This is a genomic window from Staphylococcus sp. HMSC035D11, assembly GCF_001836075.1.
In the GTDB taxonomy this organism is placed as follows: domain Bacteria; phylum Bacillota; class Bacilli; order Staphylococcales; family Staphylococcaceae; genus Staphylococcus; species Staphylococcus hominis.
This window is the reverse complement of the sequence record NZ_KV827231.1, coordinates 107,963-120,156: the sequence shown is the minus strand read 5'-3', so window position 1 is coordinate 120,156 and position 12,194 is coordinate 107,963. Positions and strand designations below refer to the sequence as shown.

13 protein-coding genes are annotated in these 12,194 nt (G+C 30.6%); all 13 read left to right on the top strand.

All coding sequences use genetic code 11. From position 1 onward, the window contains the following. Positions 1-789 (top strand): polyprenyl synthetase family protein (locus tag HMPREF2647_RS03915; protein WP_070859551.1); only part of this gene is annotated, 789 nt, incomplete at its 5' end. A gap of 120 nt (positions 790-909) precedes the next feature. Then, on the top strand, positions 910-1,362 hold the full coding sequence (gene ndk, locus HMPREF2647_RS03910) for a nucleoside-diphosphate kinase (protein WP_017176293.1): 453 nt from the start codon (positions 910-912) through the stop codon (positions 1,360-1,362). A 229-nt stretch (positions 1,363-1,591) separates the two neighbouring features. Further along, a complete protein-coding gene (gene aroC / locus HMPREF2647_RS03905) occupies positions 1,592-2,758 on the top strand; it encodes a chorismate synthase (RefSeq protein ID WP_017176294.1) in 1,167 nt (388 codons plus the stop codon). 37 nt (positions 2,759-2,795) lie between these two features. Next, the gene (gene aroB / locus HMPREF2647_RS03900) at positions 2,796-3,860 is read left to right on the top strand and encodes a 3-dehydroquinate synthase (protein ID WP_070859549.1); all 1,065 of its coding nucleotides are present in this window, start codon (positions 2,796-2,798) and stop codon (positions 3,858-3,860) included. A gap of 10 nt (positions 3,861-3,870) precedes the next feature. Next, positions 3,871-5,169: a 3-phosphoshikimate 1-carboxyvinyltransferase gene (gene aroA, locus HMPREF2647_RS03895; protein WP_017176296.1), complete on the top strand. Its 1,299-nt coding sequence runs from the start codon at positions 3,871-3,873 to the stop codon at positions 5,167-5,169. A gap of 6 nt (positions 5,170-5,175) precedes the next feature. Further along, entirely contained in the window at positions 5,176-6,420 is a 1,245-nt protein-coding gene (locus HMPREF2647_RS03890) for a tetratricopeptide repeat protein (protein ID WP_017176297.1), read from the top strand. A 14-nt stretch (positions 6,421-6,434) separates the two neighbouring features. Then, positions 6,435-6,974, top strand: coding sequence for a YpiB family protein (locus HMPREF2647_RS03885; protein WP_017176298.1), 540 nt, complete (start codon positions 6,435-6,437; stop codon positions 6,972-6,974). 25 nt (positions 6,975-6,999) lie between these two features. Beyond that, positions 7,000-7,617, top strand: a complete 618-nt coding sequence (locus HMPREF2647_RS03880) for a DUF1405 domain-containing protein (RefSeq protein WP_048680954.1) — start codon at positions 7,000-7,002, stop codon at positions 7,615-7,617. Between the two features lie 27 nt (positions 7,618-7,644). Further along, the gene (locus tag HMPREF2647_RS03875) at positions 7,645-8,343 is read left to right on the top strand and encodes a zinc metallopeptidase (protein WP_017176300.1); all 699 of its coding nucleotides are present in this window, start codon (positions 7,645-7,647) and stop codon (positions 8,341-8,343) included. Between the two features lie 200 nt (positions 8,344-8,543). After that, on the top strand, positions 8,544-8,861 hold the full coding sequence (locus tag HMPREF2647_RS03870; protein ID WP_017176301.1) for a nucleotide pyrophosphohydrolase: 318 nt from the start codon (positions 8,544-8,546) through the stop codon (positions 8,859-8,861). Between the two features lie 22 nt (positions 8,862-8,883). After that, a complete protein-coding gene (gene bshA, locus HMPREF2647_RS03865; RefSeq protein WP_017176302.1) occupies positions 8,884-10,002 on the top strand; it encodes an N-acetyl-alpha-D-glucosaminyl L-malate synthase BshA in 1,119 nt (372 codons plus the stop codon). A 15-nt stretch (positions 10,003-10,017) separates the two neighbouring features. Then, positions 10,018-11,220, top strand: coding sequence for a CCA tRNA nucleotidyltransferase (locus HMPREF2647_RS03860; protein ID WP_017176303.1), 1,203 nt, complete (start codon positions 10,018-10,020; stop codon positions 11,218-11,220). Further along, positions 11,207-12,178 (top strand): biotin--[acetyl-CoA-carboxylase] ligase, encoded by a 972-nt coding sequence (locus tag HMPREF2647_RS03855; protein WP_017176304.1) that lies wholly within the window; start codon positions 11,207-11,209, stop codon positions 12,176-12,178. The genes HMPREF2647_RS03860 and HMPREF2647_RS03855 overlap by 14 nt, the downstream gene beginning before the upstream one ends. Positions 12,179-12,194: the final 16 nt, after the last annotated feature.

The window sequence follows — 12,194 nt, the reverse complement described above, 5'->3', positions numbered from 1 at the left end:
AAAAAAATTACTGAAGATACGTATCATGTTGCAGTAGCTTTAGAATTAATTCATATGGCAACACTTGTGCACGATGATGTGATTGATAAAAGTGACAAACGTCGTGGTAAATTGACGATTGAAAAAAAATGGGATGTTACTACCGCTATCCTAACTGGCAATTTCTTACTAGCTTTAGGTTTAAAACAACTTTCTAAAATTGAAGATCATCGTGTTCATACTATTATTTCTAACGCAATTGTTGATGTTTGTAGAGGCGAGCTCTTCCAATTCCAAGACCAATTTAATAGTCATCAAAATATTACGAACTATTTGAGACGTATTAATAGAAAAACGGCGTTGCTTATTCAACTTTCAACGGAAGTTGGTGCAATAACATCACAAGCTGATAATGAGACGATTCGAAAATTAAAAATGATTGGTCATTATATTGGAATGAGTTTTCAAATTGTAGATGATATTTTAGATTTTACAAGTACTGAGAAAAAATTAGGTAAACCTGTGGGTAGTGATCTAATGAATGGCCATATTACATTACCAGTTTTATTAGAGATGAAAAAAGACCCAGTTTTCAAAAAACAAATTGCTGAGTTATCACACCTGACAAATAAAAATCAATTTGGCCCACTTATTGATCAAATCAAGAATTCAAATAGTATCACACAATCTCAAGAAGTGAGCGATCACTATTTAAATAAAGCACTCGACTTAATTGATCAATTAGAGGAACCAAATGCTCAAAATTTATTTAGAAAGCTTATTAAAAGAATGCGATCTAGAAATACTTAAAAATAGAAAAAAGTTGAAAGCGCTTTAACAACCTGTTAGTATTTAGTAGTAGTAGGTTGTTTTCTATTAAATGTATTTATACATATTAAATCAATTTTTTTAATTAGGGGGATTTGTATAATGGAACGCACTTTTTTAATGATTAAGCCAGATGCAGTACAACGTAATTTAATAGGAGAAATTATTTCTAGAATTGAAAGAAAAGGTTTAAAAATAGTTGGCGGTAAATTTATAATTCCAACTAAAGATACTGTTAACGTACATTATGCTGAACATACAGAGAAGCCGTTTTTTCATAAACTTGTTTCATTTTTAACTTCTGGACCTGTGTTTGCCATGGTTGTTGAAGGAGAAGACGCAGTTGCGGTATCTAGACATATTATCGGAAAAACAAATCCCACTGAAGCCGATCCCGGTACTATAAGAGGCGATTATGGTTTAACAGTAGGGAGAAATATTATTCACGGATCAGACTCTGTAGAATCTGCTGAAAGAGAAATCAATTTATGGTTTAATGATGATGAAATATATAGCTACGAAGCTATTAGGGAAAATTGGCTTTATGAAGAATAATTTTTTAAAATTAGAATAAACTGGAATTTATTTTCCATTCAACCATTGACTGCCAACATGTTAGAAAGTACCTAAGACAACAGTTGTCTTAGGTACTTTTTTATATGAAATTATTTGAATTTTCAAACACCAATTATTCTACACTAGTTATGTAATTTCGTTGAATATGATATGATAACAAATAATACATAATACTATTTAAAGTGGTAAAGGAAAGGAGCTATTATTCATGAGATATTTAACTTCAGGAGAATCCCATGGTCCACAACTAACAGTAATTATTGAAGGTGTTCCAGCTAACTTAGAAATGAGAGCTGAGGAGATAAATAAAGAAATGTTTAAGCGTCAAGGTGGCTACGGTAGAGGACGTCGAATGCAAATTGAAAAAGATGCAGTAGAAATTGTTTCTGGTGTAAGAAATGGCTTTACTTTAGGTAGTCCAATTACAATTGTAGTTAAAAATGATGATTTTACTCATTGGAGAAATATTATGGGTATTGAACCAATTAGTGACGAAGCACGAGAAAATATGAAACGTACAATTACAAAGCCAAGACCTGGTCATGCAGACTTAATTGGCGGTATGAAATATAATCATCGTGATTTGAGAAATGTACTTGAACGTTCTTCTGCAAGAGAAACAGCTGCACGCGTAGCTGTAGGAGCAGTGTCCAAAATTTTACTTTCTCAACTAGACATTCATATGTATAGTCGTGTTGTAGAAATTGGTGGAATTAAAGATGAAGGGTTATACGATACAGAAACATTTAAACAAAATATCGATAAAAATGATGTACGTGTGATTGATGAATCGATTGCTCAAAAAATGAGAGATAAAATTGATGAAGCTAAAAAGGAAGGCGACTCTATAGGTGGCGTAGTTCAAGTTATGGTTGAAAATATGCCAGTTGCAGTAGGTAGCTACGTGCATTATGATCGTAAACTCGATGGACGTATTGCGCAAGGTGTTGTAAGTATTAATGCCTTCAAAGGTGTCAGCTTTGGTGAAGGGTTTAAAGCTGCTGAAAAACCTGGAAGCGAAATTCAAGATGAAATTTTATATCATTCTGAAAGAGGTTATTATAGAGGATCTAATCATTTAGGTGGCTTTGAAGGTGGAATGACTAATGGTATGCCTATCATTGTAAATGGCGTTATGAAACCTATTCCAACTTTATATAAACCTTTAAATTCTGTAGATATTAATACTAAAGAAGATTTTAAAGCAACTATAGAACGTTCAGATAGTTGTGCAGTTCCAGCAGCAAGTGTTGTTTGCGAGCATGTCGTTGCTTTTGAAGTTGCTAAAGCTCTTTTAGAAGAATTCCAATCTAATCATATCGATCAACTTAAAGAACAAATTGAAGAACGTAGAAAGTTAAATATAGAATTTTAAACATCTTTTTAATTAACCTTTAGAAATGAGGTATATCATGCAATTACAAACCACATATCACAGTAATAATTATCCAATTATTGTAGAACATCATGCATTTAAATATTTATCCGAATATATTCAAGATTACGATAAAGTATTCTTAATTATAGATGAATTTGTTGATTTTAATTTTAGAGATAAATTTGAAACAATATGTCACAATTCAAACATTCAAAAAATTATCGTTCCTGCCGGCGAAAAAATGAAAACGTTTAATCATTATCAAGCTATCATGGAACAACTACTAGGAATGAATCTTACTCGTAATACTTGTTTAGTTGCTATAGGTGGTGGAGCCACAGGAGATTTTACAGGATTCTTAGCTTCTACTTTATTACGAGGTGTTGATTTTATACAAGTACCTACAACAATATTAGCGCATGACTCAAGTGTAGGAGGTAAGGTTGGAATAAATTCTTCCCATGGTAAAAATCTTATAGGCGCATTTTATAGACCTAAAGCAGTCATATATGATTTGGATTTTTTAAAAACTTTACCTTATCATGAAATTTTAAGTGGATACGCTGAGGTGTATAAGCATGCTTTATTGACTGGCACAGTTGCTACAGAAGATATTGAAAAACACTTTTCAGATAGAAAAACACTTGAATCACTTAAAAATATGGATCAATTTATTTTTAAGGGCATAAAAACAAAACTAAACATTATTATAAAAGATGAAAAAGAAAGTAATGTTAGAAAATATTTAAATTTAGGTCATACCTTTGGACATGCAGTAGAATATAAGTATAAAATACCTCATGGTCATGCCATTATGATTGGGATGATTTATCAATTTATTGTGGCAAATCATCTTCTTGGCACACAATTTGATATTCAACATTATATTAATTATATGAATCAATTAAATTATCCGCTGGATTTAATCCAGCAGATTGATTTTGAAGAAATGTATCAATATATGTTATCAGATAAAAAGAATAATGGTGAAGGTATTCAAATGGTTCTACTCGAGAAATTAGGCAAACCTAATGTATATCATGTAGAAAAAAATATATTGAAGCAATCATTTAAACAACTACAATTATTAGTAGAGTAGGTGAAATACTGTGACAACAAGTCAAATAATAGATATTCATGGTCCATTAAAGGGTGAGATAGAAGTACCCGGAGATAAATCTATGACGCATAGAGCAATTATGCTATCGTCACTCGCTAAAGGTAAATCAATTATTGAACAACCGCTTCTAGGTGAAGATTGTTTACGTACGATTGAAATTTTTAAACTCTTAGGTGTGGAGATTGAAATTGAAGAACATCGTCTTATTGTTAATTCTCCAGGATATCAACATTTCAATATACCACATCAAACGTTATATACTGGAAATTCTGGTACAACAACGCGCTTACTTGCTGGTCTTTTAAGTGGATTGGGCATAGAGTGTGTTTTATCTGGAGATGCATCGATAGGAAAACGACCTATGAATCGTGTTTTAAGACCTTTAAAATTAATGAATGCAAATATTAACGGTATTGAAAATAACTATACACCACTTATTATTAAGCCTTCAGCCATTAATGGCATCAATTATCAAATGGAAGTCGCAAGTGCTCAAGTTAAAAGTGCAATTTTGTTTGCAAGTCTATTTTCAAAAGATGCATCACAAATTACAGAATTAGACATAAGTAGAAATCATACTGAAACGATGTTTAAACATTATCAAATTCCAATACAAGTAAATCAAAAAGTGATTACAACATCTCCTTATGCTATAAGCAATATTCAACCTAAAGACTTTGTAGTACCAGGAGATATTTCTTCAGCTGCTTTCTTTATTGTAGCTGCTTTGATTTCTCCGGGAAGTGATATTACAATTCATAATGTTGGCATCAATCCTACACGTTCAGGTATTATAGATATCGTTGAACAAATGAATGGTAACATTGAGTTATTTAATGTTACAGAGTCTTCAGAACCAACTGCGTCGATTAGAGTTCAGTATACGAACAACTTGAAACCCATCACAATTGAAGGAGATTTAATTCCTAAAGCAATTGATGAATTGCCAATTATTGCTTTGTTATGCACTCAAGCTTCTGGTACAAGTATGATTAAGGACGCAGAGGAATTAAAGGTAAAAGAAACTAATCGTATTGATACAACTGCAGATATGCTTAATTTACTAGGTTTTAAATTACAAGCTACTGAGGATGGATTAATTATTCATCCCTCTAAATTAACTAGAAATGCTATAGTAGATAGCTTAACTGACCACAGAATTGGCATGATGCTTGCAGTCGCATCTATTTTAAGTGATTCACCATTAACGATACGTCAGTTTGATGCAGTAAATGTATCATTCCCTGGTTTCTTGCCGAAATTAAAGCTTTTAGAAAATGAGGGATAAAATATTATGGAAGATATCTATAAATTAATAGACGATATCAATCTTCAAAAATTAGATCATTTAGATACACGTGTAAATGAAGCATTAACTTCCAATAATGATGATGCTTTATTTATTTTAGGAGAAACATTATATAACTTTGGATTAACACCTCAAGGTCTTGAAGTGTTTAGAACGTTATATCATAAGTATCCAGATGAAAGTGAACTATTAATTTATTTTATCGAAGGGCTTATGTCTGAAAATCAGACAGACGAAGCATTAGAATATTTAAATCAAGTTGAATTGTCACCTGAAAAATTAATGTTAGAAGCCGACTTATATCAACAAATCAATATGACTGAAGTTGCTATTGATAAATTAACTGAAGCGCGTGAATTAGAACCTAATGACCCAATTATTCATTTTGCTTTAGCAGAATTACTTTATTTTGATGGACAATACCTTCGTGCTACACGAGAATATGAAGTTGTTTTAGATACAGGCGAATATGAAATAAATGGAATTAATTTATTTTCAAGAATGGCTGATTGTGCATTACAAAGTGGAAATTATAGTGATGCTATACAGTTATTTGATGAGATTAGTGAAGATGAAATGATCTCTGATGACTTTTTCAAAAAAGCTATCGCATATGAAAAAAATGATTTAACTCAAGAAGCTATAAAAATTATGACTACACTTCTTTCTAAAGATCCAGACTTTATTCAAGGTTACTTTTATTTACAATCTTTATATGAAAATGAAAAAAATTATCCAGATGCGATTGAAACAGGTAAAGAAGGGTTACGTCTTAATCAATTTTATAAAGAGCTCATGGTTTCTACCGGTAGTTTAGAAATTGAACATGGAGATGCGAATGAGGGGGTAGAACTTCTTAAAAAAGCACTTGAAGTAGATAATGCTTACCATGAACCTTTACTTATCTTAAGTGATTTATTCCGCCAAGAAGAAGATTATGAAGCCATCATTTCACTCCTATCTTATGTAGATGAAGAAGATCTTGACCCTGTTTTTATGTGGCACTTAGCACATGCATATGGGGAAGAAGAAAGAGATACTGAAGCCCAACATTTCTATGAATTGGCTTATCCGACATTGAAATCTCAGAGTTTATTCTTAAGCGATTATTATTTTTATTTAATTGAAATTGGCCAAAAAGATAAAGCTAAAGTATTGCTTAACGAGTTATTAATCATTGATCCAACTAATGAAACTTGGAATGAAGAATTGAGTAGATTGAATGACTAGAGTGGGTGTTAAAATTGAATGACACATTAGTTAAAATGAAACAAAGCTATATTGAATATGCTTTGTTTCATTATCATTTTAAGTCCAGAATTAGTGTGTGGCTATTAAATTATTTAAAAGCTTCACCGCTAAAATTAAATTGTAGTCATTTTGTAAATAAGAAAATTAAAAGTCATATAACCCTTGAAATTGGCCTAAAACACTCCAATTTTTCTGCAATTAAATTAACAAAAGACGATCAAACATTAATTAATACAAATGAAATATTCAATTATATAGCTTCTAAAGATATTTGTATTGATATATTCATTCACTTTGAATACAACGATGAGCAAGATTGGCGATTAAATGAGCTCATAATTCAACAATTAATATATTCTGATCAATATCTTGCATATCTTAATAATATATATCACTTAAATCTTGATCTAAATAAAAAGTATTCATTAATCGAACAATTAGAACATCATATCGATGTAAGTTTACAAATGAAAGATCAACAACGCTTTTATCAATTATCACAAATTTTGAGTGTATTAACTCATCACTCATAGATCAAAATTAAAGGAATTATAACTTATGCCTACTTTAAGACAACTATGGGAATTATCATTATATCAACGTTCCATACTCGTAATATTGCTTATATGTAATGTTTTAGGTACCATTTATGGTTTTATATGGTATGGTGTTCAATTACTTAAGACACAATGGCATTATCTAATTTTTGTACCAGATAGTCCTATTGCATCGCTATTTTTATGTATATCAATTTGTTTAATAATTTTAAATAAACAAAATAGTATTATTGAAGGACTAGCATTTGTAACTTTATTTAAATATGGTTTATGGGCTGTCATTATGAATTTTATAATGATAATTAATAATGATGATATAACTATTATGAATGTATTTTTAATTATTAGTCATGGAATTATGGTACTTGAAAGTATCTATTTTTATCCACGATTCAAAATCTCTATGCTCAGTTTGTTTATTTCTATGATATGGGTATTTAACAATGATTATGTAGATTATATATTAAAGAAATATCCTTATTATGATTTTATACAGCAACACGTTCATTTAGTTGCTTTTATCGCGCTATGGCTAAGTATTATATCACTTATGCTTTATTATAATTTTAATAAATTAATAAAGGTTAAATTATTTGATAAAAAAATCGATAGTCAGTAGAATATGATTAAAGGAGAGTGAAATTGATTGTCTATAGTGTCTTATATTATATATATCGTCATTATTATGCTCATTCCAATGTGGGCTCAACACAAAGTAAAATCAAATTATGAAAAATATTCACAGGTAAGATCAACAAGTGGTAAAACTGGTCGTGAAGTAGCAGAAGAAATTCTTCATGCTAATGGAATTTATGATGTAGATGTAGTTAAGGGCGAAGGCTTTTTAACAGACCACTATGATCCAAATAAGAAAGTAGTTTGTTTATCTCCTGCAAACTTTGACCGTCCTTCAGTAGCTGGTACAGCTATTGCGGCACACGAAGTTGGACACGCTATTCAACACCAACAAGGTTATGCATTTTTACGTTTTAGAACTGCTTTAGTACCGTTAGCAAATATTGGTAGTTCATTAAGCTACATCGTTATTATGGCTGGGATCTTTTTAACAGCATTAGGTAGCGCTTTTGGCTCAACTGCATTATGGATTGGTGCTGGGTTAATGTCATTAGCAGTTTTATTCTCAATCGTGACATTACCAGTTGAATTTGATGCAAGCTCAAGAGCTATGAAACAAATTACTGCACTTAATATTGTGAATGAAAAAGAATATAAACATGCGAGAAAGGTATTATCAGCAGCAGCTATGACTTATGTAGCAGCAACAGCTACAGCTGTAGCCGAACTTGTTAGAATTATTTTACTGGCACGTGCAAATGATAACTAAAATACCTTTATAAACTAACTTAAGTTTAAATCTTGTATAATAACATTTAAGATTTTCAAATAGTTATACCGAGCGAAATATGAATTCAAAAATGAATTCTGTTTCGCTCTTTTTTATACCCCATAGAATAGAATTGATAAAATGCATTAACAAGTAATTTGAGATATACTTAGTAAGAAACGGAAAAAAGGAGAATGATGATGAAATCTTTAAATCAAATGCAAAAAGAAGTAGATGACTATATTAGTCAATTTAAAGCGGGTTATTTTTCTCCATTAGCTAATTTAGCCCGTCTAACAGAAGAAGTGGGCGAACTTGCAAGAGAAATCAATCATTATTACGGTGAAAAGCAAAAGAAACCAACGGAAGAAGAAAACTCTGTTAAAGCTGAATTAGGAGATAATTTATTTGTTTTACTTTGCATTGCTAATTCCCTTGGTATTGATATGACAGAAAGTTTTAATGATACAATGGAGAAATTTAATACTAGAGATAAAAACCGATTTGAACGTAAATAATGGATAGAAAGGTGGTTATTTTATGAAAATAGGTATTACATGTTATCCGTCAATGGGTGGCTCAGGTATCATAGCAACTGAATTAGGTATTAAAATGGCAGAAAGGGGACATGAAGTTCACTTTATTACGTCAAATATTCCTTTTAGAATTCGTAAGCCGTTGCCTAACATTACTATCCATCAAGTCGAAGTAAATCAATATGCAGTATTTCAATATCCACCGTATGATATTACATTGAGCACAAAAATATCTGAAGTCATTAAAGAGTATGATTTGGATATCTTGCATATGCATTATGCTGTACCACATGCTGTATGTGGTATTTTAGCACGTCAAATGGCTGGAAAAGATATAAAAATTATGACAACATTACATGGTACTGATATCACAGTGTTAGGCTACGACCATTCACTTAAAGGTGCTATTAAATTTGGCATTGAACAAAGTGACCTCGTGACTAGTGTCAGTCAGTCATTAGCTAAACAAACACAGTCAATTATTGAAACAGATAAAGAGATTATTCCTATTTATAATTTTGTTCGAGAAAAAGAGTTTCCTACACAACATGAAAATCAATATAAAGAGCTTTACGATATAAAGCCTGAGGAAAAAGTTCTTATACATGTATCAAACTTTAGAAAAGTCAAACGTATTGACACTATTTTAGAAACTTTCGCTAAAGTCCATAAACATATACCAAGTAAGTTGATCTTATTAGGTGATGGCCCAGAACTTTTAGATATGCGTAAAATAGCAAGGTCATTACATATCGAAGATGATGTATTATTTTTAGGTAAACAAGCTCAAGTTAGTAAATTTTATCAAATGGCTGATTTAGTTTTACTGTTAAGTGAAAAAGAAAGTTTTGGTCTTACACTATTAGAGGCAATGACTACGGGAGTAGTACCTATAGGTTCAAATGCTGGAGGTATTAAAGAAGTCATCAAACATGGTGAAACAGGTTATATTGTAGATGTAGGAGATAGTGAACAAGCAAGTGATTATGCACTAAAATTATTAACAGATGAGCAACTCTATCAAAGGTTACAAAGTAATATGCTTAAAGATATTAAACAACGATTTAGTTCTGAACTTATCGTCGATCAATATGAATATTACTATAAAAAAATGTTGAATTAAAAAAAGAGGATTAATATGGGTAATGAATTATTTGAAAAAGCTCTGCCAATTCTTAATCAAATAGAAACACATCATTTCGAAGCTTATTTTGTAGGCGGGGCAGTCAGAGATTACATTATGCATCGTACAATTCATGATATTGATATCACTACAAGTGCGATGCCAGATGAAATTGAAGATATATTTGAACACACTATTCCAATTGGAAAAGAGCATGGAACAATCAATGTTGTTTTCAACAATGAAAATTACGAAGTGACGACATTTAGATCAGAAGGTGATTATTTAGATCACCGTCGTCCAAGTGAAGTTCATTTTGTGAGAAATCTCTATGAAGATGTACAACGTAGAGATTTCACTATCAATGCTATTGCTATGGATAAAAATTATAAAATATTTGATTACTTTGGTGGTCAAAAGGATATACAATCAAAATTAATACGTACAGTAGGGAATCCAAGTGAACGATTTAAAGAAGATGCATTAAGAATTATTCGTGGACTTAGATTTCAGTCACAACTTACATTTGATATTCATACTGAAACCTTTGAAGCAATGCAATTAACTTGTTCGGACATTGAATATTTATCAATCGAACGAATTGTTGTAGAATTTAAAAAATTAATCTTAGGAAGTAATGTTAAACAGAGTTATCATAATTTATTATCTTTAAAACTTTTTAATCATATTCCATTTTTTAATGAATTAGATATGACATGTGTTTACATCAATGAACCTCTTGAATTTGAACAATGGTTAGCCATTTTACTTATAAAAAATGATACGCTTCCTTCTTTAAAGCAATTAAAAATTAGTAATAAAGAAAAATCAGATATACATACATATATTGATATTATTGAAACATTACCTCAAATTACTTCTAAAGATGCTTTAAAATTATTTGTTTATGATTATAGTGACTATTATATCTTAAAGGTTTTAAATATTTATTCTGTACTTCAAAATAATCAAATTCCTACCGCTTCAGAACTTATTATCAATTCTCTTTCTATTAAACAAGTCGTTCAACACCTCCAATTACATGAACGTAAAGAAATGGATGTGAATGGAAAAGATTTACTTGACCATTTTAATAAAAATGGTGGCCCTTGGTTAAAAAATGTATTGAGAGAAATAGAATGTGCGATAGTTACTGATAAAATCAAAAATAACAAAGAAGAAATTTTGAAATGGGTGAATGAAAATGTCAAAATATAGTCAAGATGTCGTTAAAATGTTATATGATCATCAATCAGAATATATTTCTGGTCAATACATTGCGAATCAGCTTAATATATCGAGAGCTGCTGTAAAAAAAGTAATTGATCAATTAAAAGCAGATGGATGTGATATTGACTCAATTAATCATAAAGGACATAAGCTTAATGCATCGCCAAATCGTTGGTATAGAGGCATTATCAATAAAGTACTAGAGTCTAATCATTTAGTATCCAAAATTGAAGTATATGATAGTGTTGAATCTACTCAAACTATTGCTAAACAAAGCCTTGTTGATAATCAATACACCATGTTAATTTTAAGTGATGAGCAAACAAAAGGTCGTGGTCGTTTCAATCGTAATTGGTCTTCTTCAAAAGGAAAGGGGTTATGGATGTCTGTTGTTTTAAGACCTAATGTCTCATTTGCAATGATTCCAAAATTTAATCTTTTTATAGCTTTAGGAATTAGAGATGCTATCCAAGCATTTTCTAAAGACAAAGTAGAGATTAAATGGCCAAATGATATTTATATTAATGATAAAAAAGTATGTGGATTTTTAACAGAAATGGTAGCAAATGCTGATGCAGTTGAGGCTATAATATGTGGTATTGGTATTAATTTAAACCATCAAGAAGAAGATTTTTCTGATATTATACGTCATCGTGCTACAAGCATTCGCTTGCACAATTCAGAAGAAATCAATCGATATCAATTTTTAAAACGTTTAATTGAGGAAATTGAAAAGCGTTACCATCAATTTCTTAATTCTTCATTTGAAACGATTAGAGATGAATACATTCGTACATCTAATATTTGGCATCGTAAGTTAACATTTACTGAAAGTGGAGAACAATTTATAGGTGAAGCTATTGATATTGATAATGATGGCTTTTTAATTGTCAAAGATGAAGATAATCAGATGAGACGACTGATAAGCGCAGATATAGATATATAAGCATACGGATAGAATT